Below are 21,962 nucleotides of genomic sequence, written 5' to 3' on the forward strand. Positions count from 1 at the left end.
AGAAACGACATGGAAGACGACCACATCGAAGAAGTGCAGCTGGACCTCGAAGTCGTGGCACCGACCGCCCCGGAGCCAAAACCGGAAACAGGTGCGGCAGAAGAGTCCGATCCGGCAACGGAAGCCTTCGCCCGTCTTGAAGGCGAAATGGCGATGGTGCGCCACACAGTGCAAAACATGGCCAGGGAGCGAGCCGACATCGTCATCCCGGACTACACCGCCACACTCGGCCAGATGGCCGATCAAATTACACAGGTCTCCAAGATGCTGACCGCAATCGGCAACAAGCCCGCCATCGAGATGACGCCGGAAGACATCGCAGTTCAAATCAAGCGCGCCTCGCTCGATCTGCTGCGCGACAGCAGCGACCTGTTCCGGCACGGACGCAAAGACCTGGACCTCGCAACGGGTCGGCTCGCCGCAATTGTGGGGCGCGTCCGCACCGAGGACGAGCAGAAGCGGCAAGCCTTGCGCTTCGCAGGCATGGGACTGGCTGCCGGTATCCTGCTATGGTCAATCCTGCCCGGCACCATCGCTCGCGCCATGCCTGAAAGCTGGCAATGGCCCGAGCGGATGGCCCGCAAAGCCGTTGGCGAGCCTACCATCGTAGAAGCGGGCATCCGGTTGATCCGGTCACAGAACCCCGAAGCGTGGGAGGAATTGGCGGCAGCGCAACGGATTCTGAGCGAAAACCATGAGGCACTGGATCGATGCCGGGAAAGGGCGAGCGAGGCCAGCACAGCTGTCTCCTGTACTGTTCAAATAGAACCCTCCCGACCAAGCTCACTGCAGAAAGAGGAATAGCCGTTAGGACAAACATGCTTTCAAATTTGATGGAGACAACGCGTTCACAGAGATTGCGCTTCCCGATTGTCTCCGATAATCAGCCCGCATGTTCGCCCGTTTCGCCCTCCTGTTGCTCGTTTGCGCGCTTGTCGTGCCAAATGCAGCATGGGGTGGACATCTTGCCGGGCACGATCAGATTTCGTCTGCATCTTCAGTGCATACGCACCATGCAGATCATGCGCACGAGCAGACAAGCGAGCGGGCGACCCAAGACGATAATGGTTTCGGGACTCCTGCCCCGGAGAAGGGCCTGACTCACGATCATACCCCCTCCCTTTCCCTCGCCACCGCACTATTAGTCCCGGACGATACGCAGCCGGCTTTCCCTTTCGTGTCTTCCGAGTTGCGGTTCGCTCGCAGCTTCGCAGCTGACGCGCTTTCACGCCCGGAATCCCTCCTGAGACCACCCCGAGCAGCCTGACACCCCGGAATTGGGGGTGGCCGGGTCATTCCGGCATTTACCGGTTTGCGATCGAGCGTGAATTCTCAGGAGTACTACAATGAAAGCGATGTCGCGTGCCGCCCTTCTGGCGGTCACGCTTCTGTCAGCGGGAGTGGCGCAAGCCGAGCCCCTGACCTTGGAAGAAGCGATCCGCCAGTCTGTGGCGAACTCGCCGCAAGGTGAGGCTTCGGCGGCCCGTATCGAGGTATTGGAAGCGGCTCGCGCGGCTGCCGATACCCGGCCAGCCCCTACCATCGATGGCACTGTCGAGAATATCGGCACCGGGAGCTTCAACCAGTTCCAGGTGGATGCCACTTATAACGAGCGCATCGAACGCGGCGGCAAACGCGCGGCGCGGATTGAACTCGCCGAAGGCGATATTGGCGTCGCGCAAGCCGAGGCGCTGATTCGTCGGCTCGATCTCGCCATGCAGGTGCAGGAACTCTACGTCGAAGTGCAGGCAGCTGCACTGGACCTCGAACTTGCCAGAAGCCGGGTTGAGATCGCCGAAAGGCTCCAGGGCGAGGTGCAGCGCCGCGTCGACGATGCCCGAGACCCGCTGTTTGCCGGTACGCGTGCAAGAACACAACTGGCCGAAGCGCAAGTCGATCTGGAACTCGCCGAACATGCCCTTGAGGCCGCAACAATCAGGCTGGCGCTGCTGACGGGTGGGAACCCTGACGAGTTATCAGTGGTCACAAACGGCTTCCTGGGACCCCAGATTGTCGCATTGGAGTATGACGAACTGTCGTCGATCGATCTCGCGCTTTACGAAGCGCGCATTCAGCGCGCGGAAGCGAACATGCGCTTGCAGGACGCGAATTCACGGACAGATCCGACTGTCTACGGTGGGCCAAGAGTCTTCGGGTCGGGCGATGTTGCGCTGATCGCTGGTATATCGCTCCCCTTGCCTAACCGCGCGTTGAACCAGGCCAACAGGGACCGGGCAGCCGCCGAGAGGCGACAGATCGACGCCGACCTCGCAGTCGAGCGCTTCCAGCGCCGACGCGAGATCGGCTTCGCCATCGAACGTGTGGAAGAAGCGCGCCGCGAAGCAGAAGCCATTCGCACCCGGGTGGTCTCGGGAGCCGAGCAGACCCTGCGCGAAGTGCGTGCGGGCTACAATCGTGGCGGCTTCACTTTTCTCGATGTCTCGACCGCCGAGAGCGCGTTGCACGATGCGCGCGAACGGATGGTCGATGCACTTGCCGAATATCACCGCGCCAAGGTCGATCTCGATCGCCTGACTGGCCGGTTTGCCGAACTTGTTGGGGGTAACTGACAATGCGCCGTACATATCTCATCATTGCCGCGTTGTTCGCGGCACCGCTGGCGGCCTGTGGCCAGTCATCTGAAAGCGAAGCCGTGGCCGAAGGCGAGGAAACGGCCGCGGGCGAATACGAACGTGGGCCGCACAATGGCCGCATGTTGCGCGAAGGCGACTTCGCCATCGAAATGACGGTGTTCGAGGACGGCGTGCCCCCTGAATACCGACTATACGCTTATCGCGACGGCGAGCCGGTCGATCCCTCAGAGGTAACGGCGCGCGTCATGATTACCCGACTCGACGGCGAAGAAACGACGTTCACCTTCACGCCGCAGGTAGATTATCTGCGTGGGAGCTCGGTACTTGTCGAGCCGCACAGCTTCGATGTGGTCGTGGTTGCCAACGAAGGAGACAGGACCCACCGTTGGGCCTTCGAATCCTACGAAGGCCGCGTCACGATCTCCGACGAGGCGGCCAACGCTGCAGGGATCGAAACCGATACGGTCGGACCACAACAGGTTGACGACGCAGTCGAGATCATCGGGCGCGTGGAGCTCGATCCCGCTGGCAGCGCCGAAGTCGGCGCCAAATATCCCGGTCCGGTCATGGCGGTCTATCGCAACATCGGCGACAGGGTCGCACGCGGCGCACTACTTGCTCGGGTTGAAAGCAGCTATTCGCTCCAGACCTATGATATCTATGCGCCGATCTCGGGCATCATAAGCGAGCGCAACGCCAATGTCGGTTCAATTGCCGACAGCGATCCGCTGTTCGTGATCTCCGACCCTTCCCGCACTGTTGCAACATTCCCGATCTTCCCGCGCGACATCGAGCGGGTAAGGCCCGGTCAATCCATCCTGATCCGCGGCCTCGAAGGGAACCGCGCCCAGGGCTCTGTCATTCGTGACTTCCTGCCACTGGCCGAAGTCACTAGCCAGGCCGTCACGGCGCGAGCATCGCTTCCCAACCGAGACGGCTTCTGGCGGCCTGGAATGGCCGTTCGCGGCCTCGTGACCACCAACCAGCGAACGGTCCCCATGGCGGTGCGTACCGACGCGATACAGCAGTTCCGCGATTTCCGCGTGGTCTTCGCCAAGATCGGGGAGACTTACGAGGTGCGGATGCTCGAGCTCGGCCAGGAAGGACCGGAGTGGACCGAGGTCATCAGCGGCATCGCTCCCGGCACGGTCTACGCCTCGGAAAACAGCTACGTCATCAAGGCCGACATCGAGAAGTCGGGCGCGAGCCATGATCATTAAGGGGCGCTGCGACAATGCTTGAGAAAATCATCGAGCTGTCGATCAGGCAGCGTATCGCGGTGCTGATCATCGTCGCCCTGCTGGGCGCGATCGGCATCTACAATTTCGGTCGGCTCAAGATCGACGCCGTACCGGACATCACCAACGTCCAGGTGCAGATCAATACGTCTGCTCCGGGATTCTCGCCGCTAGAGGCCGAGCAACGGATCACCTTTCCCGTCGAAACGGCGATCGCCGGCTTGCCGGGTCTCGAATATACGCGCTCGGTTTCCCGCTACGGCCTGAGCCAGGTGACGGTCGTGTTCGAGGACGGGACCGATATCTATTTTGCCCGCCAGCTCGTGAATGAACGGCTACAGGGTGTGCGTTCCACCCTGCCCGCAAGCGTCGAACCCGAGCTTGGGCCGATTGCCACCGGGCTCGGCGAAATCTTCATGTACACGATTGAGAGCGAGCCCGGTGCAGTCAAGGCGGACGGGTCGCCCTACACCGCGCAGGACTTGCGCACGCTGCACGACTGGGTGGTGCGCCCGCAATTGCGCACCGTACCTGGCGTGACCGAGGTCAACTCGGTCGGCGGCTATCGCAAGGAATATGTCGTAGCCCCGCACCCCTCGCGCCTCGCCGGTTTCGGCCTGACGGTCGAAGACGTGATCGAAGCGCTGGAAGCCAACAACGGCAATGTCGGCGCAGGTTATGTCGAGCGTTCGGGCTCGCAATACCTGATCCGCGTGCCGGGCCAGGCAGAGGACGAGCGCGATCTTTCGGGCATTATCGTGGACTCGCGCGGCGGGGTGCCCATTCGCATCGCCGATGTGGCCGACGTCAGCATCGGCTCGGAAATCCGCAACGGCGCGGCAACCAAGGACGGGCGCGAGGTCGTGCTCGGCACGATCTACATGCTGGTTGGAGAAAACGCGCGCGACGTGAGCGTGGCGGTCGCCGAACGGCTGGAGGAGGTCAACAACTCGCTTCCCGGCGGGGTAGTCGCGAACACCGTCTACGATCGCTCCAAGCTCGTCGAAGCAACGGTCCAGACCGTCGAGAAGAACCTCGCAGAAGGTGCGCTGCTGGTTATCGTGGTGCTCTTCGTGCTGCTCGGCAACATCCGGGCGGCGTTGATAACCGCTGCCGTTATTCCGCTTTCCTTCCTGCTCACAATCACCGGGATGGTGTCGAGCAACACTTCGGGCAATCTCATGAGCCTGGGTGCGCTCGATTTCGGCCTCATCGTCGATGGTGCGGTGATTATCGTCGAGAACTGTCTGCGGCGGTTCGGCGAGGCGCAGCATTCGCTGGGAAGAGTGCTGAACAGGGACGAGCGTTTCAAGCTGGCTGCCAAGGCGTCGGCTGAAGTCATCAAACCGAGCCTGTTCGGCATCCTCATCATCACCATCGTCTATGTTCCGATTTTTGCACTTGAGGGCGTGGAAGGAAAAACCTTCCATCCGATGGCGCTGGTGGTCGTGATGGCGCTGACCGCAGCCCTGCTGCTTTCGCTCACCTTCGTTCCGGCAGCCGTGGCGACCTTCGTCACGGGCCGTGTCGAGGAAAAGGAAAACCGGGTCATGCGCGTAGCCAATGCGCGTTATCGTCCGCTGCTCGACTTCGCGATCCGCCAGCGCAAGGCGGTGATTGCTGGCGCTTTGGCGCTGGTGGTCCTGAGCGGATTTGGCGCAACGCGGCTGGGTTCTGAATTCATTCCCAATCTCGATGAAGGCGACATTGCTCTTCATGCCCTGCGCATCCCGGGCACCAGCCTGACGCAAGCGGTGCAGATGCAGAGTGCGCTGGAGGACAAGATCAAGACTTTCCCCGAGGTGGAACAGGTCTTTGCCAAGATCGGCACCGCCGATGTCGCGACCGACCCTGTTCCGCCATCGGTGGCCGACACGTTCATCATCATGAAGCCACGCGAGGATTGGCCCGATCCGCGCAAGCCCAAAGCCCAGCTGGTCGCCGAGATGAACGAGGCCGTGCAACAGGTGCCCGGATCGCGCTATGAATTCATCCAGCCGATCCAGATGCGCTTCAACGAATTGATCGCTGGCGTCCGGTCGGATGTCGCGATCAAGGTCTATGGCGACGATCTCGACCAGCTTGCTGCCACGGCGGCAGAGATCGAAGGCGTAGTCACTACCATCGAGGGTTCGGTAGACGCGCAGACTGAACAGGTGACCGGCCTGCCGTTCATCCAGGTGGTGCCTGACCGCATCCGCCTGACCCAGCTTGGCCTCAATGTCGACGATGTGCAGACCGTCGTCTCGACGGCCATCGGCGGCGCGGAGGCTGGTCAGATCTTCGAAGGCGACCGGCGTTTCGATATCGTGGTCCGCTTGTCCGAGGAGTTACGGCAAGACCCGCAGGTGCTCGAACGCCTGCCCATCCCGCTGGCCGGTGGCGGCGAAGTGCCGCTGTCCGAAGTGGCGACAATCGAGCGCGTCCAGGGCCCGAACCAGATTAGCCGAGAGAACGGGAAGCGCCGCGCGGTGGTAACCACCAACGTGCGTGAGCGCGATCTCGGTTCATTCATCGCCGAGGCGCAGCAGCGTATCGGCAACGAGGTGGAACTGCCCGATGGCTACTGGATCGAATACGGCGGCACATTCGAGCAGCTGCAATCGGCGGCAACCCGCCTCCAGATCGTGGTGCCGCTCGCGCTGCTGCTGATCTTCGGCCTGCTGGTGACACTGTTCCGCTCGGGCAAGGATGCGCTCGTCGTTTTCTCCGGCGTGCCTCTGGCCTTGACCGGAGGTGTCGCTGCACTGCTGCTGCGAGGCATTCCGTTCTCGATTTCAGCGGGCGTCGGCTTCATCGCACTTTCGGGCGTGGCGGTGCTGAACGGCGTGGTCATGCTCACCTTCATCAAGCAATTGCTGGATGAAGGGCGACCGCTGGAAGACGCGATCAGGGAAGGCGCGATTGCGCGCCTTCGCCCGGTTTTGATGACCGCATTGGTTGCGAGCCTTGGCTTCGTGCCGATGGCCCTTAACGTCGGTCTCGGCTCCGAAGTCCAGCGCCCGCTGGCAACCGTCGTGATCGGCGGGATCATCTCCTCCACCGTTTTAACGCTGCTCGTCCTTCCGGCGCTGTACCGAATGGTGCGCGGCAGAGAGGAAGGAGATGCGGACAACAAGGGAGGCGAAGATGCCCCGCTTGCAGCCAGCTAAACAATCCATCCCCAATCTGGAGAATCGACCTATGCAATCCTCCTTGAGCGAGTGGCTGCAGACCCCGCGTGCGAGGCATGTCCTCGCCGTGGCCTTGCTGCTCGTCGCCTTCCTATGCTCGGGTGCCGAAGCCTGGGCCCACAATGTCGCAGAGGGCGACAAGGGCTACATCCAGGAAAGCAACGGCGTCCTGATCCTGCCCTTCATTTACCTCGGCGCCAAACACATGGTGACCGGCTACGATCACCTGCTGTTCCTCTTTGGCGTGATTTTCTTCCTCTATCGCCTGAAGGATGTCGGCATCTACGTGACGCTGTTCGCGATCGGGCACTCGACCACGCTGCTGTTCGGCGTGCTGACCGGCATTACCGCCAACGCCTATCTGATCGACGCTATCATCGGCCTTTCTGTCGTTTACAAGGCGCTCGACAATCTCGGTGCATTCCAGCGCTGGTTCGGCTTCCAACCCAATACCAAGGTGGCAACGCTGGTGTTCGGCTTCTTTCATGGCTTTGGCCTCGCCACCAAGATCATCGAGTTCGAGATTGCCGAAGACGGCCTGATACCCAACCTCATTGCCTTCAACGTGGGGGTCGAGATCGGCCAGTTGCTGGCGCTGGGCGCGATCCTCATTCTGATGGGCTTCTGGCGTCGTCAGCCCAGCTTCATTCGTCATGCCTTCGCCGTAAACACTCTGCTGATGGCCGCCGGTTTCGTGCTGGTCGGATACCAGCTTGCCGGTTTCGCGGTTGCCTGACCCAATTCAATTTCTGGAGATCAAACGATGTTCAATTCGCAACGCCCGAATATCGACGACCTGCCCACCAATGCACAGTTACTGAAAGCCACTGGTATCGCGCTGGTCACCGCTGGAACCCTGCTCGTCACCGTCATCCTTCCGTCCGAATACGCTATCGATCCCACTGGTGCCGGAAGGGTTCTCGGTTTCACCGAGATGGGCGAAATCAAGGCCCAGCTTGCCGAGGAAGCAGCAGCCGACGCGCTCCTGGCCGACGCTCAGCAGTCCGACACCGGCGAGATGGCAGCTACGCAAGAAGCCGCATCGGCAGCCGAACTCGCACAGGCAGCGGCAACCCGGTCCGACGTGATGGAACTGACCCTGGCTCCTGGCGAAGGAGCCGAGATCAAGGCAGTGATGGCCGATGGGGAGAGCCTGCGATACGAGTGGTCGGTGTCAGGTGGCCACGTCAATTATGATACGCACGCCGACGCGCCCGGAATTGATTACCACGGCTACGGCAAAGGCCGGGAGTCCACTGGCGAGTCCGGCACGCTGGTCGCCGCCTTCGACGGAAGCCACGGATGGTTCTGGCGCAATCGCTCAGCTGGAACGGTGACGGTTACTCTGACGACCGACGGTGCTTATACCGAAATCAAGCGCGTCGTCTGAACGAAACGATCCGGCACATCGCGAGGCCCCAATGCTCTCAGTCCTCAAGCATCGCACCTACCGCCACCTGTTCGCAGCGCAGGTGATTGCCCTAGTCGGGACCGGGCTGGCGACGGTTGCACTGGGGCTGCTGGCCTACGAGATCGCCGGGGCCGATGCGGGCGCGGTGCTGGGTACGGCACTGGCGATCAAGATGATCGCCTATATCGGCATCGCCCCGGTCGTGGGGGCTTATGCTGACCGACTGCCACGCAAGACATTGCTAGTGGCGATGGACGCGGTCCGCGCTGGCGTGGCACTGGTTCTGCCATTCGTGGATGCCGTCTGGCAGGTCTATCTGCTGATATTCCTGCTCCAATCGGCTTCGGCGGCGTTCACCCCGACCTTCCAGGCGACCATCCCGGACATTCTCCCGGAAGAGGAGGAATACACCAACGCCCTATCGCTCTCGCGGCTCGCCTATGACCTCGAAAGCCTGCTCAGCCCGATGCTGGCAGCCGCTCTGCTGACCGTTATCAGCTTCCACTGGCTGTTTGCTGGCACGTCGGTCGGTTTTGTGATCTCAGCGCTGCTTGTCGTCACCTCGGCACTGCCGCATCGCAAGGCGGCAACTAAGGTAGTCGAGAGCGTCTGGCGCAAGACCACGCGCGGCGCGCGCATCTATCTCAAGACACCCCGGTTGGTCGGCTTGCTGGCGGTGACGCTGGCAGCGGCAGCGGGAAGCGCGATGGTGATCGTCAACACGGTGGTGATCGTGAAGGGCATGGGCCGTAGCCAGGAGGATGTGGCGCTGGCGCTGGCAGCCTACGGCGGCGGCTCGATGCTCGCCGCGCTGGCACTGCCGCGCGTCCTGAAGCGTCTGAGCGATCGCACGGTGATGCTGACCGGCGCGGCCATCCTCGCCATCGCGCTCGCTGTGTTCGGAGCCGCAACGCTGAACTGGACGGCCCTTCTGGCAGGATGGCTGGTGATGGGCGTCGGCTACTCGCTCTGCGTCACGCCGGGCGGCAGACTGCTGCGCCGATCATCGAGCGAACCGGACAGGCCTGCCCTCTTTGCTGCACAATTTGCCCTGAGCCATGTCTGCTGGCTGATCGCCTACCCGGTCGCCGGGCAAGTGGGTGCTCGTTTCGGAATGGCTACCGCCTTCGTCGCTCTGGCGGTTTTGGCGATCGTCGGAGTTTTGCTGGCGCTCTGGCGCTGGCCCAAATACGATCCTGCCGAACTACAGCACGAGCATCCGGAACTACCCGCCGACCATCCGCATCTCGCTGAGCACGGCAGCGGCCAACACGCCCATGCTTATGTCATCGACGAACTGCACGGCCACTGGCCGGGCCGCGCCTAGCTAGGCAATAGCCGCGCGATAGCGCGTGTCGATCACTTCCCAGTCGAGATTGGCCATGAAGGCATCGATATAGCGCGCGGCAGCTGTCCCGTAGTCCATGTGATAGGAGTGCTCATACATATCGAGCGCGATCAGCGGAGCGCCCGTCACTGCACCATGCATGTGATCCCAGGCCCAGTAATTGTGCAGCGACTGGGTGTGCGCATTCCAGGTGAGCACGCACCAGCCTGATCCGCCAGCAAGAGACATGGCAGTGCGGCGGAACTCGGCTTCCCAAGCATCGAAGCCGCCATACGCAGTGGAGAGCGCATCGCGGACCGATCCGCCTGCCTCACCGTTTCCGCCCAGCCCATCGAAGTAGATTTCGTGCAGCACTACCGACCCCGTTCGGTGCAGTTCCTCACGCTTCAATCCGGCAAAGGCCACGGTCGGAAAATCGGGATCAGCCATCGCGGCGGCAAGCCGGGTTTCGATAGTGTTCAGGCCCCGCACCGAGCCTTGGTAATTGTTCTCCCAGTGTGAGGTGATGAGGCGTTCGGACAATCCCGTCAGGCTTGCGGGGTTGAAGCGCAGTGGTTTAGGTGTGTGATTGCCCGCGAAGGCAAGGCTTCGCGCGGTCTCCTGAGCGGTTGCCGTGGACGATGCTCCGCCCGCAAGGGCAACACCTGCGACTCCCACCGCCGCCGTCCCGATTGCCTCACGGCGTGTGACCTTGCTCATGTCCTTCTCCCTAGATTGCCAGCCCAAGTACCAGCCCGCCGAGCGCCGCGACTCCCAAGACTCTTACCACTGACCATTTTGCGCCGAACACCAGCACGCACGCAAGCGCGGCAAGCAATGTCGCGCGCCAGTCGAAGCTGAGCCAATCAGGCGTGTAGAGGCGCAGCAGCCCCGCTTGCGTTTCGCCTACGGTGGCGAACAGGACATGAAGGGCGAACCAAGCTGTAAGATTGGCGATCACACCCACCACCGCTGCCGTCACGGCTGCCAGCCCGCCCTTGAGCCGAACCGCACTGCCCAGCCGATCAATCCACGGTGCGAGCGCGAAGATCCACAGGAAGCACGGCGCGAAGGTCACCCAGGTCGTCAGCCCCGCACCGAACAGACCTGCGACAAAGGGCGTGAACGGCTCCGGCGCGCGATAAGCAGCAAGGTAGCCCACAAACTGAGTCACCATAATAAGTGGCCCCGGCGTCGTCTCGGCAAGGCCAAGTCCGTCCGCCATCTCGCCCGGTTGCAGCCAGCCGAAGCCCTGCACTGCTTCCTGCGCCATATAGGCGAGAACGGCATAGGCACCGCCAAATGTCACAACGGCAAGCTGCGAAAAGAACGCGCCAATGTCCCACAGCACGTGGCCTGTGCCCAGCGTCGCTGCGACCAGAACCATAGGCGCGGCCCAGATCACGCCCCAGATCACCAATGCCTGCGCAGTGCTGCGCCAAGGGCGCGGGCCAGACGGTAGCACGGAACCGCCCTGTTTCAGTGCCAGCCATTCTGGGCGTATCGCCGCAACGGCCATTCCGATTGCGCCAGCCCCCAGCACGATCAGAGGGAACGGCAGGTCGAGCAGGAACAACGCGACGAAGGCGCCCACGGCAAGCCCCTGCTTGAATCGTGTATTGAGCGCGCGTCCGGCGATCCGGAGCAGCGCCTGCACAACAATCGCCAGCACAGCCGCCTTCACGCCCAGGAACAGCGCCTCGAACCAGTCTAGGTTCGCGGCAACAGCGTAGAGCGCCGACAACACAAGGATTACCAGCGCGCCGGGAATGACGAACAGCAGGCCTGCCGCCAGTCCGCCGCGCCAGCCATGCAAGCGCCATCCGATCCAAGTCGCCAGCTGCTGCGCCTCAGGCCCCGGCAGCAGGTGGCAGAAATTGAGTGCGTGGAGATAATCCTCCTCACTCACCCAATGCCTGTCCTCGACAAGCTCGCGGTGCATCAACGCAATCTGACCGGCAGGCCCGCCGAAGCTAAGCAGACCGATGCGCAGGAATACACGCAGTAGGTGAGAGAAGCTGGCATTCGTGGTAGGCATCACGCTCATTGGTCACCTCGCAAACGACCATCCGCCGGAAGACGGACGACGAGGCAACACTTGGGCAATTGCCGCCTGACCGGGAGGTTGCTTGGTCCCGGTCCGAAACCCTTACAACTCAATCGGAATCCGGGATAGTGGAATCGTGCGGCACGGCTTGGCCGGAGCAATAGTTCCCCCATGCCTCCATCAGTTTCACCCGCGCGCCGGGATTCTCAGGCGTGCCGAGATAGGTGGTGCGTCGATAGGCGGCCTGCACTGCGTCAGGCGTCTTGTGCGCCAATGCCGCTTCGACAACTGCATTCGGAAAGCCTTCGTTAGCGGCCCAGTCGGTGAAGCTGGAACGGAAGCCATGAACGTGGAAAGGCTCCTGCATGTCACGCATAACCTTGAGCAGGGTCATGTTGGACATCGCCTTGCCGGTCATGCCGGGAAAAACCACTTCGGCACCTTCAAGCCGCATTGCATCGGCTTTCACGAGCACCGCAAGAGCCGCCTCTGACAGCGGCACGATGTGCGCCCTGCTGCGCTTCATGTGTTCGGCGGGGATGGTCCAAAGGCGCTGGTCCAGATTGAATTCATCCCACTTCGCGAGCCGCACTTCCTGCGAACGGACGCCCGTCAGAATGAGAAGGTCGAGCGCGAGACGCGAATAGGATGGCTTGCGGCGCAAGGCGGTTAGGAATGGTGGAACCGCCACGTATGGCATCGCCTTGCGGTTTGCCGGTTTCTTGACCTGTCGCGGCAGCCCTCGCCCCGCTTTCAGGCTGCTATTGCCCGATGGAGCCTCCGTGGAGCGCCAACCCTTTGCATGGGAGTAATCAAGCACCGCGCAAATCCGGTTGCGGACCTGGCGGGCTGTTTCGGGAATTTCCTGCCAGATCGGCGTGAGAACCGAGATGATATCCGCAGCGGTGATTCCGCCAGTCGTCATGTCGCCCAATTTCGGGAAGGCGTAGTTCTCCAAACTGGCAAGCCACTGGCGACCATAGACATCGCTTTTCCAGCCAGCCTCGTTCTCTGAATGATATTGGGTGGCGGCTTCACGGAAGGTGACCTTGGCCGCTTCCTCGTCCTTGCGTTCGGTCAGCACATCCCGTTTCTCGACCTTTACCGCCTTGCGGAGATCGGCAGCTTTCGCGCGTGCTTCGGCCAGCGTCACCAGCTTCGGACTACCCAGTCCGATATCCTGACGCTTGCCATCACGCTGGATTCGCAGGAGCCAATATGCTCCTCCTCTTTTGTCGACTCTGAGAACTAATCCGTCGCCATCCTGATAGGTGCCCGGATTCGCCAAAGCGGCCTTGACCGCAACCGCCGTGAGTTTGCCCATTGGTTACTCCCACATCTTTGCCGCCAATGTGGGAGAAACCAAGTGTGGGAGAAAGTCACCTTACTCCCACACCTCTCCCACACTACGCCCCGGCTGCAAGCAAACAGAAGCGATCGGGTGCGGACGATGTAGAGCAGAATACCCTTGGTTTTCTGCGATTTCTAGGGCTTTTCGGGGATGTTCTGAGAAAGGGCGGTGGTGGACAGGGCTGGATTCGAACCAACGTACGCTTGCGCGGGCAGATTTACAGTCTGCTGCCTTTAACCACTCGGCCACCTGTCCACACCGGTGCCGTCGAAAGAGGCCCAAAAAGCCTCGATACGCATGACAGGAAAAGCTTCCCGTCCGGCCGAGAGGCGCCCCTTTGGCGAAGCAGCGCTTGCCTGTCAATGGGGCGACTGGCTAGAGCGCGCCAAAGGCACAGACAGGCGACAGATTGATGGCGAAAAAGGGTAAGGAACGAGTGCTGCGCGGACGCGCGGGCCGGATGCAGGGCGGACGCGGCAGCGGGCGCGGCACGAAAGGGGCCGTGCGGCTGTGGGGGCGGCATGCCGTCGTCGCGGCGCTGGACAACCCGGATCGCGAGGTAAAGCGGCTTTGGGCCGTGCGAGAGACGCTGGATGCCATGGTGGCCGAGGGCGAGGTTGAATTGCCCGAGGATCTGCGCGTCGAATATGCCGACGGGCAGGATCTGGCCCGGCTGGTGACTCGCGACGCACCGCACCAAAATCTGGTGATAGAATGCGAACCGCTGCCCGACGTCCACCTGGCCGATGTCGCGACAGGAGATCGGGAGGCACCGATCGTCGTGCTCGACCACGTTACCGATCCGCACAATGTCGGCGCGATCATGCGCAGTGCCGCCGCATTCGGTGCCGCCTGCCTCGTCACGCAAGATCGCCATGCGCCGCCCGAATCGGGGGTTCTGGCGAAGTCCGCTTCAGGCGCGCTGGAAACGCTGCCTTGGGTGCGCGTGGTAAACCTGTCGCGCGCGCTGGAGGAGATGGCAGAGGCCGGATACTGGCGCATCGGGCTGGATGGCGATGGCGAGGTGACTTTGGCAGAGGCGCTGCCGACCGGCCCTGTCGCCTTCGTACTGGGCGCAGAGGGCGATGGCCTGCGCTATCAGGTGGGTCAGCACTGCGACCAGATCGCGCGCCTTCCCATCGAGACCGCGGTCGAGAGCCTGAACGTGTCGAATGCCGCGGCCATCGCCCTTTACGCTTGTGCAACACGGGGCGATTAAGGCGGCGGGGCAATCGACAGGAGGGAAATCATGGGCCAACCGTTCACGCTGCGCACTGCGGCGGCCACGATCGTCGCGGCGGGATCGCTACTGGTATCGGGCTGTTTGCTGACGCCGGGCAAGTTCACTTCGGAACTCGTGCTGAAAAAAGGTGGCGAGTTCGCGTTCACCTATGACGGCGAAATCTCGATGATGGGCCTGACCCAGCTTGCCAGCATGGGCGCGAACGAGGCGTTCGAAGCCGAATGCTATGACGACGATTTCGAGGCGACCGCCTGCACGGCGGAAGAAGTGGCCGAGCAGCGGGCCGAGTGGGAGGCTGAGCAGGCTAAGGACGCGGAGAAGAAGAAACAGTTCGTCCGCATGATGGGCAACGTCGATCCGGGCGATCCCGAAAGCGTTGCCAAGCTGGTCGAAGTGATGCGCCGTCAGGACGGTTGGGAAAAGGTCGAACAGACCGGGGATGGCGTGTTCACCGTAAGCTACTCGGCCACCGGCAGCCTGAGCCATCCCTTCATGTTCCCGGTGGTCGAGAAGCTTACGGTCTCACCATTCCTCGTCGCCGTGCCCCGCGCCGATGGCAGCGTTCGGGTAGAGGCCGAAGGGTTCGGAAGCGAAACCATGCCTTCAATGGGTCCGGGTATGGGAATGCTGGCCGCCATGGGCGCGATGAAGGACAAGGGCGACAAGCCCGAACCCATCCTGCCTGATGGCACCTTCACCATCGTCACCGATGGGCGGATTCTGGCCAACAATACCGACGAGGGCCCGTCCGATGTTGGCGGCATGCAGCGTCTGAAATGGACCGTCGATACCTCGACCAAGGTTCCGCCCATGGCGTTGATCGCGCTGGACTGACGCGAAAGCAGGACAATAGAAAAAGCCGCGCGGGAGGCAATTTCCCGCGCGGCTTTTTCTTGATTCGGCCCCTCGTGAGGGACGAGGGAGGCGCGTCTTAGTTGACGGCGTCCTTCAGGCCCTTGCCCGCCTTGAACTTCGGCTGGGTCGAAGCCTTGATCGTCATCGGCTCACCGGTGCGCGGGTTGCGACCGGTCGAAGCCTTGCGCTTGGCGACCGAGAAGGTGCCGAAACCGACCAGGCGAACTTCGTCACCCTTGGCCAGCGAAGCGGTGATGGCGTCGAACACGCCTTCAACCGCCTTCGTCGCATCGTTGCGCGAAAGGCCACTGGTGTCAGCGACGGTGCCGATCAGCTCGTTCTTGTTCATGAGTATACAACCCCCTTTTAAGGTTCAGAAAAAACAAATTCGAAGAAGGGCCGGTCCGGCGGGATACACCGGCCCGGTATCGCCGTGGGCGAATGCGCGGGAATGGAGCGATTTTTTGCCGCGCTGTCAAAGGCAAAACCGCTTCAAAACGGGTGATTTTGGCGGTTTTTCCGATGAATCGAGCCACATTGCGCGATTGACCGCAGAAGACTTCGCAGCTGCAAAATCAATGCTGCAATGCATCATTGAAAAATTGGGCGGGCGAGGCGCCGAAACGCCCCGCCCCCGCCATTAATGCGCAGTCGCCGAAGAAGTCGACGAATGCGGCATGGGCGCAGGCTGGCTGGCCAAATCGTCCGCTTCGCTCCACTCGATCGGGTCGAGTTCCTCGGTCAGGGCCCGCGCCAGAACCTCGTCAACGTGGCTGACCGGAATGATGTCCAGCCCTTCCTTCACGTTGTCGGGAATTTCGACCAGGTCCTTGCGGTTCTCTTCGGGGATCAGGACGGTCTTGATCCCGCCCCGCAGCGCCGCGAGGAGCTTTTCCTTGAGCCCGCCGATCGGCAGGACGCGACCGCGCAGCGTGACTTCGCCCGTCATCGCCACATCGGCGCGAACCGGCACGCCCGACAGGGTCGAGACGATCGAGGTCACCATGCCGATGCCCGCGCTCGGCCCATCCTTCGGCACCGCACCTTCGGGTAGATGGATGTGGATGTCCTTGCGATGGAAGATCGACGGCTTGATGCCATAGGCCGGGGCGCGTGCCTTCACGAACGAGAACGCGGCCTGCACCGACTCGTTCATGACTTCGCCCAGCTTGCCGGTCGTCTTGACCTGCCCCTTACCGGGCACGGTCACGCTTTCGATAGTAAGCAGTTCCCCGCCGACTTCGGTCCAGGCAAGGCCGGTCACGGCGCCGACCTGGTTCTCTTCGTCGCTCATGCCATGCTTGAACTTGCGCACGCCCGCGAAGTCGCCGAGGTTTTCAGGCGTGATCGTAACGGTCGTGACCTCGCCCTCAAGAATCTTGCGCAGCGACTTGCGCGCCAGCCGCGCAATCTCACGCTCCAGCGTACGGACGCCCGCTTCGCGCGTGTAATAGCGGATCAGGTCGCGCAGACCTTCTTCGGTCAGTTCGAACTCGCCCTTCTTCAACCCGTGCAGTTCGACCTGCTTTTCGATCAGGTGGCGCTGCGCGATCTCGACCTTCTCGTCCTCGGTGTAACCCTCCAGACGGATGATCTCCATACGGTCGAGCAGCGGCTGCGGCAGGTTCAGGCTGTTCGCGGTGCAGACGAACATGATGTCCGAAAGATCGTAGTCGATCTCAAGGTAGTGATCCTGAAACTTCGCGTTCTGTTCTGGGTCCAGCACTTCGAGAAGGGCCGAAGCCGGATCGCCGCGGAAGTCTTGACCCAGCTTGTCGATCTCGTCGAGCAGGAACAGCGGATTGCTCGTCCCCGCTTTCTTCAGGTTCGACACGATCTTGCCCGGCAGCGAACCGATATAGGTCCGGCGGTGACCGCGTATCTCGGCCTCGTCCCGCACGCCGCCCAGCGACTGGCGTACGAATTCGCGCCCGCAAGCCTTGGCGATCGACTGGCCCAGCGAAGTCTTGCCGACGCCCGGCGGTCCGACCAGGCACAGGATCGGGCCTTTGAGCTTCTTCGTGCGCGCCTGCACGGCAAGGTATTCGACGATGCGATCCTTGACCTTATCCAAAGCGTAGTGATCGGCATCGAGCACTTCCTGCGCCTGAGCGATGTCGCGCTTCAGCCGGCTTTTCTTGCCCCACGGCAGGCCGAGCAGCACGTCGAGGTAATTGCGGATGACGGTCGCCTCTGCCGACATCGGCTGCATCGACTTCAGCTTCTTCAGCTCGGCATCGGCCTTGGCCCTGGCCTCTTTCGAAAGCTTTGTACCCTCGATCTTGGCGGCCAGTTCGGCGATCTCGTCACTGCCGTCTTCGCCACCGCCCAGTTCGGTCTGGATCGCTTTCAGCTGTTCGTTGAGGTAATACTCGCGCTGCGTCTTTTCCATCTGCCGCTTCACGCGGCCACGGATGCGACGCTCTACCTGCAGCACGCCAAGCTCGCCCTCCATAAAGGACAGCGCCATTTCCAGTCGCTTGACCGGGTCGCGCTCGGTCAGCATCGCCTGCTTGTCCGAAACCTTGGCCGCAATGTTCGCCGCCACCGCATCGGCAAGGCGCGAGGCATCGTCGATTTCGCCCAGCTGCTCACCCGCATCGGCGGACAGCTTCTTGTTCAGCTTGGCATAGTCGTTGAACTGTTCCAGAACCTGCCGCATCAGGGCTGAAACCTCGGTCCCGCTGGCGGTCATCTCGTCCAGAATCTCGACCCGGGCGGTCAGCATCTCGCCCTTTTCGTCGATCTCCACCATGCGGGCGCGCTGCTGCCCTTCGACCAGCACGCGCACGGTGCCGTCGGGCAATTTCAGCAGTTGCAGCACGCTGGCCACGACGCCGATGTCGTAGAGGTCATCGGTGCCCGGATCGTCGCAACCCGGATCGAGCTGCGACACAAGCATGATGTCCTTGTCGCCAGCCATTGCCGCCTCCAGCGCGGCGACGGATTTGTCGCGCCCCACGAAAAGCGGCACAACCATGCCGGGAAACACGACGATGTCGCGCAAGGGAAGAAGGGGAAATTCGTTCATCAATCCACGTCCAAGTCTAAGGCCCACCCGCACGGCATATCAGGATCGCCGGTGCGCTGGCGGACCCCCGTCCGCCACAGGCTGCACATTCGTTCTGGCCCGATATGGGAAGGCGAACGCGCCCCGGCAACCATCGTGCCACGAGTGCGATCAAAGGCCCAGCTTGGAAAGGTCGAAACCGGGGGGAAGTCCGGAATTCTGCTGAACCTTGGCCATTTCCTCGCCCGCCTTCTGGTCGGCCCGCTGACGTGCATCGTTGAACGCGGCGGTAATCAGGTCCTCCAGCATCTGCTTCTCGGATAGGACCATCAGGCTGTCGTCGATCGACACGCCAAGAATGCGGCCCTTGGCAGTGCAGCGAATTTTCACCATGCCGCCGCCTGACTGGCCCTCTACCTCGATAGAATCGAGTGTAGTCTGCGCGTCGTTCATCTGCTTCTGGATCGTCTGCGCCGCGGCTTGCGCGGCCTGAATCATTTCTTCCATCGACTTCATCGGTTTCGTCCTTATTTCGCGCGGAGCCAATCAGGCCCGCCGCATTTCTCCATCGCGCCCGTGTTCGAGCAGCTTGGCATCGGGAAACGCCTCTACCGCAGCCTTCACCATCGGGGAATTGCGCACGATGTCGGCCTCGGCCTCGGCCATAGCCTTGCGTTCTTCCGCAATCGTCGGCGGAGCGTGTTCGTCCGCGCCGCCGCGTTCGACGGTCCAGCGTTCGCCTGTCGTACGGTACAGCGCATCACGCAGATCCGCCCCGATGTCCTCGTCAAATCCCGGCGCGTTGGCATAGCGCAATTGCCCGTGCTTCAGGTCGATCACCCGCACCCAGTCCGCCATGATCTGGCCAACACGCAGGAATCCCGCCGCCTCAACCTGCGCGACGAGATCGATCCATTTCGGAGCCGGTGCCGTGATTTGCGCGGCTGGCGCATCACTTTGCACCGGTGCAGCCTCGCCAGCCGGAGCCGGTGGTCGCGCGGCAATCTCGTCCAGCTTGCGCACCAGCGCACCCGGATCTGGCATGTCGGCGGCATGCATCGCGCGCAGCAACGCCATCTGCGCCGCCGCCAGCGGTTCGGGCGCGGTCCGCACCTCGTCATGGCCCTTTAGCAACAATTGCCAGAGCCGGTGCACCTGCCCCGCGCCCAACTTGCCCGCCCAGTCGGCAATTGCCTCGCGCTCCTCGGCACTCGGCCCGTCGGCTTCGCCCTTGCCCAACTGGCACAGGGCGATCCGGTGGATCAGGTCCATCTGCCCGCGCATCACGGCAACCGGCTCCACACCCAGCGCATATTGCCGCCCCAGCACGTCGAGCAATTCGGGCCCATCGCCGGATAGCATCGCCGCCAGCAAGCGCCGCTGCACGCCCTTGTCCGCAAGGCCCAGCATGTCGCGCACCTGATCGGCGGTAACGTGCGTGCCCTCGCCCTCGCTCGCCATGTCGGCATGGGCGATGGCCTGGTCCAGGATCGAAAGCCCGTCGCGCACCGAGCCTTCCGCGGCAGAGGCGACCATCTCCAGCGCCTCGTCCTCGGCAGTCACGCCCTCCGCCTCGCAAACCTTGGCGAAGTGATCTTTCAGCATCGGCGCGGTAATGCGGCGCAAGTCGAAGCGCTGACACCGCGAGAGGACCGTCACCGGCAGCTTGTCCACCTCGGTCGTCGCGAAGAGGAACTTCACGTGCGCCGGAGGTTCCTCCAGCGTCTTGAGCAGCGCGTTGAACGCGTTGCGCGACAGCATGTGCACTTCGTCGATGATATAGATTTTATAGCGCGCCGAAACGGCGGCGTAGCGCACGGCCTCGATAATCTCGCGCACGTCGTCGACGCCGGTGTGGCTCGCCGCGTCCATCTCGATCACGTCGATATGGCGACCCTCGGCAATCGCCACGCAGGGTTCGCACACCCCGCAAGGGTCGATCGTCGGCCCGCCGTTGCCGTCGGGGCCGATGCAGTTCAGCGCCTTGGCGATCAGGCGCGCGGTGCTGGTCTTGCCAACCCCGCGCACGCCGGTCATCAGGAAAGCGTGGGCCAGCCGGTCGCGGCGGATCGCGTTGGCCAGCGTTTGCACCATCGCATCCTGCCCGATCAGCTGCCCGAACGTCTGCGGACGATACTTACGCGCCAGCACGCGATAGGGCTGATTCGCCTGCACGGGCGGCGCGGCGGGCGCGGCCTCCACCGGCGGCGCAGCGGCAGGTTCGCCAAACAAGGCGTTTTGCCCGGCGGCTTCAAGCTCGGCGGCTGTCGGCGGGGGCGTATCGCCCTCTGGTTCTTCGGAACCGAAAATGTCGGGTGAATCGGACATCGAGGCCAATCTAGGCACGCCAAGGCGCGCTGTCGAACCGCTGGCCCCAATGAATCCGCGAAAATTTAATTGGGGTGGGTCGGATGACCGTTAACGCGGCATATTGCGCGCGTTTATGCCGCGCTCCTCGGCCGGGATTGATGGCAGGAAGGGAGACGTATCGGGACCGCTCTATGATTCGGCAAAGCACGCGCCACGCCGCGACAAACCGCAACTTACCAAACGATTTCAGAGAATTAAGGAGCCGGGCGACCCGCTGCCATCCGTTGTGGCTGCTTCCTTCCGGACCTGACCAGGTTGGCGGACGCGAACGTCCACCCGACTCCCGGTGGCGCATATGGCGCGTGGCGCGCGCTCTGGCAAGTCCCGTGCTGGGACAGTGGTTTCCGACTATGGTTACCGCGTTCGCCCGGGAAACATCGCTCTGGTAAAGCTTTTTATAAGGGAAGAAAGGTGAACAGAACGATGACGAAGCGCTCTATTCCTGCCGTTCTCGGTGCCGCCGCGGCGATGGCCGCGTTGATCGCACCGAATCCCGCATTGGCCGCACAGGCCGAAAAGACCGACTTTGCCGCGGTGGCGGCCTCCACAATCACCGCAACCGGCCTAGATTTTGGCGACGACAGCGGCTCTTACGCGCTCGACGGCGAATGCGACGACCTGCGTTTCGACGGCGAAGGCATGAGCCAGACCCCGATGCTGGCCGACGATCTTTATAAAGACGCGACCGATTGCCGCGCGGCGTTCCGCGCCAACAAGATCGCGCTGGACCCTCTGTTCGTGCGGCTGACGGGCATGGGTGAGATCCTGTGGGGCGACGACGCCAGCGAATTCGCCAACGATGGCGAATGTGACGACCTTCGTTTTGAAGGCCCCGGTCTGACGTTCACGCCGCTACTTGTGGAAGACATCGGCCACGACGCGACCGATTGCCGCATGCAGTATCAGGCAGGCGAAATTTTGTGGCGTTCAGGTCCGCTGGGCCGGATCGACCAGCCCGCGAGCTTCGCCTGATCAAACCAAGATAGTCAGCGGAAATTGTCGGCGTAAGCCTGAATTTTCAGGCGGCGGGGCGGCGTGGCGATAATGCTCGCCTCAATCCCGTACTTGTCGGCATAGGCCTTGGCCGCGTCGCAATCGGGAAAGTTCAGCTGCACCTGCTGCTGAGTATCGCCGGACCCGGCCCAGCCCATCAATGGATCGGGCTTCTTCGCCTCTGCGGGTGCGAAATCGAGCACCCAGTCATCGGTGCGGGCACGCCCGGACTGCATGGCGTTCTTCGGGCGCTGATAGATGCGAGCTGGCACGTTTGTTCTTGTCCCTCAGACGCCGGGCGCGGGCCATGCGGCCCGCTTGGCTTCGCGCCAATAAAGCGCGGCGGCCAT

At 62.3% G+C, this 21,962-nt stretch carries 19 protein-coding genes, 1 tRNA gene and 1 other RNA gene; 11 read left to right on the top strand and 10 right to left on the bottom strand.

Annotated features, from left to right (window positions below; translation table 11 throughout):
• Nucleotides 1-9 precede the first annotated feature (9 nt).
• The 7 genes from AB433_RS12605 (at nucleotide 10) to AB433_RS12635 (ending at nucleotide 9,743) form a co-directional block, all read left to right on the top strand.
• The gene (locus tag AB433_RS12605; protein WP_047821412.1) at nucleotides 10-804 is read left to right on the top strand and encodes a DUF6118 family protein; all 795 of its coding nucleotides are present in this window, start codon (nucleotides 10-12) and stop codon (nucleotides 802-804) included.
• A 542-nt stretch (nucleotides 805-1,346) separates the two neighbouring features.
• Nucleotides 1,347-2,570, top strand: coding sequence for a TolC family protein (locus tag AB433_RS12610; protein WP_047821414.1), 1,224 nt, complete (start codon nucleotides 1,347-1,349; stop codon nucleotides 2,568-2,570).
• A gap of 83 nt (nucleotides 2,571-2,653) precedes the next feature.
• On the top strand, nucleotides 2,654-3,814 hold the full coding sequence (locus tag AB433_RS12615) for an efflux RND transporter periplasmic adaptor subunit (protein ID WP_245626663.1): 1,161 nt from the start codon (nucleotides 2,654-2,656) through the stop codon (nucleotides 3,812-3,814).
• 14 nt (nucleotides 3,815-3,828) lie between these two features.
• A complete protein-coding gene (locus AB433_RS12620; RefSeq protein ID WP_047821418.1) occupies nucleotides 3,829-6,984 on the top strand; it encodes an efflux RND transporter permease subunit in 3,156 nt (1,051 codons plus the stop codon).
• Between the two features lie 31 nt (nucleotides 6,985-7,015).
• Nucleotides 7,016-7,741, top strand: coding sequence for a HupE/UreJ family protein (locus tag AB433_RS12625; protein ID WP_047821420.1), 726 nt, complete (start codon nucleotides 7,016-7,018; stop codon nucleotides 7,739-7,741).
• A gap of 27 nt (nucleotides 7,742-7,768) precedes the next feature.
• On the top strand, nucleotides 7,769-8,395 hold the full coding sequence (locus AB433_RS12630; protein WP_047821422.1) for a hypothetical protein: 627 nt from the start codon (nucleotides 7,769-7,771) through the stop codon (nucleotides 8,393-8,395).
• Nucleotides 8,396-8,426: 31 nt separating this feature from the next.
• Nucleotides 8,427-9,743: an MFS transporter gene (locus AB433_RS12635; protein ID WP_047821424.1), complete on the top strand. Its 1,317-nt coding sequence runs from the start codon at nucleotides 8,427-8,429 to the stop codon at nucleotides 9,741-9,743.
• On the opposite strand, the gene AB433_RS12640 is transcribed toward AB433_RS12635, so the two are convergent.
• The 4 genes from AB433_RS12640 to AB433_RS12655 all read right to left on the bottom strand — a co-directional run bounded on the left by AB433_RS12640 (nucleotide 9,744) and on the right by AB433_RS12655 (nucleotide 13,396).
• Nucleotides 9,744-10,463, bottom strand: coding sequence for a superoxide dismutase (locus AB433_RS12640; protein WP_047821426.1), 720 nt, complete (start codon nucleotides 10,461-10,463; stop codon nucleotides 9,744-9,746).
• Between the two features lie 10 nt (nucleotides 10,464-10,473).
• Nucleotides 10,474-11,781, bottom strand: a complete 1,308-nt coding sequence (chrA, locus tag AB433_RS12645) for a chromate efflux transporter (RefSeq protein ID WP_375782384.1) — start codon at nucleotides 11,779-11,781, stop codon at nucleotides 10,474-10,476.
• A 118-nt stretch (nucleotides 11,782-11,899) separates the two neighbouring features.
• A complete protein-coding gene (locus AB433_RS12650) occupies nucleotides 11,900-13,114 on the bottom strand; it encodes a tyrosine-type recombinase/integrase (RefSeq protein ID WP_047821431.1) in 1,215 nt (404 codons plus the stop codon).
• A 196-nt stretch (nucleotides 13,115-13,310) separates the two neighbouring features.
• Nucleotides 13,311-13,396, bottom strand: a tRNA-Tyr gene (locus AB433_RS12655).
• Between the two features lie 157 nt (nucleotides 13,397-13,553).
• On the opposite strand from AB433_RS12655, the gene rlmB reads away from it, so the two are divergent.
• Nucleotides 13,554-14,360 carry a 23S rRNA (guanosine(2251)-2'-O)-methyltransferase RlmB gene (gene rlmB / locus AB433_RS12660; RefSeq protein ID WP_053059151.1) on the top strand — a complete coding sequence of 269 codons (807 nt, stop codon included), beginning with the start codon at nucleotides 13,554-13,556 and terminating at the stop codon, nucleotides 14,358-14,360.
• Between the two features lie 30 nt (nucleotides 14,361-14,390).
• Complete coding sequence (locus AB433_RS12665; protein WP_047821434.1) at nucleotides 14,391-15,218, top strand: hypothetical protein; 828 nt, start codon at nucleotides 14,391-14,393, stop codon at nucleotides 15,216-15,218.
• Nucleotides 15,219-15,315: 97 nt separating this feature from the next.
• On the opposite strand, the gene AB433_RS12670 is transcribed toward AB433_RS12665, so the two are convergent.
• Complete coding sequence (locus tag AB433_RS12670; RefSeq protein ID WP_047821436.1) at nucleotides 15,316-15,588, bottom strand: HU family DNA-binding protein; 273 nt, start codon at nucleotides 15,586-15,588, stop codon at nucleotides 15,316-15,318.
• Between AB433_RS12670 and AB433_RS20570 the strand changes: the two genes are divergently transcribed.
• Nucleotides 15,587-15,883, top strand: coding sequence for a hypothetical protein (locus tag AB433_RS20570; RefSeq protein WP_156170809.1), 297 nt, complete (start codon nucleotides 15,587-15,589; stop codon nucleotides 15,881-15,883). The genes AB433_RS12670 and AB433_RS20570 overlap by 2 nt on opposite strands.
• Here the strand turns inward: AB433_RS20570 and lon are convergent.
• From lon to ffs, 4 genes are all read right to left on the bottom strand, one after another.
• Nucleotides 15,880-18,270 (bottom strand): endopeptidase La, encoded by a 2,391-nt coding sequence (gene lon, locus AB433_RS12675; RefSeq protein ID WP_047821439.1) that lies wholly within the window; start codon nucleotides 18,268-18,270, stop codon nucleotides 15,880-15,882. The genes AB433_RS20570 and lon overlap by 4 nt on opposite strands.
• Before the next feature lie 150 nt (nucleotides 18,271-18,420).
• Complete coding sequence (locus tag AB433_RS12680) at nucleotides 18,421-18,765, bottom strand: YbaB/EbfC family nucleoid-associated protein (RefSeq protein WP_047821441.1); 345 nt, start codon at nucleotides 18,763-18,765, stop codon at nucleotides 18,421-18,423.
• A 30-nt stretch (nucleotides 18,766-18,795) separates the two neighbouring features.
• Nucleotides 18,796-20,577: a DNA polymerase III subunit gamma/tau gene (locus AB433_RS12685; protein ID WP_047821442.1), complete on the bottom strand. Its 1,782-nt coding sequence runs from the start codon at nucleotides 20,575-20,577 to the stop codon at nucleotides 18,796-18,798.
• 234 nt (nucleotides 20,578-20,811) lie between these two features.
• An RNA gene (ffs, locus tag AB433_RS20055) (signal recognition particle sRNA small type) lies at nucleotides 20,812-20,906 on the bottom strand.
• A gap of 136 nt (nucleotides 20,907-21,042) precedes the next feature.
• Between ffs and AB433_RS12690 the strand changes: the two genes are divergently transcribed.
• Nucleotides 21,043-21,591, top strand: a complete 549-nt coding sequence (locus AB433_RS12690) for a hypothetical protein (RefSeq protein WP_053059152.1) — start codon at nucleotides 21,043-21,045, stop codon at nucleotides 21,589-21,591.
• Between the two features lie 14 nt (nucleotides 21,592-21,605).
• Here AB433_RS12690 and AB433_RS12695 read toward each other — a convergent pair whose 3' ends face one another.
• Entirely contained in the window at nucleotides 21,606-21,884 is a 279-nt protein-coding gene (locus AB433_RS12695) for an ETC complex I subunit (RefSeq protein WP_047821444.1), read from the bottom strand.
• Nucleotides 21,885-21,962: the final 78 nt, after the last annotated feature.

Source organism: Croceicoccus naphthovorans, assembly GCF_001028705.1.
Lineage (GTDB): Bacteria > Pseudomonadota > Alphaproteobacteria > Sphingomonadales > Sphingomonadaceae > Croceicoccus > Croceicoccus naphthovorans.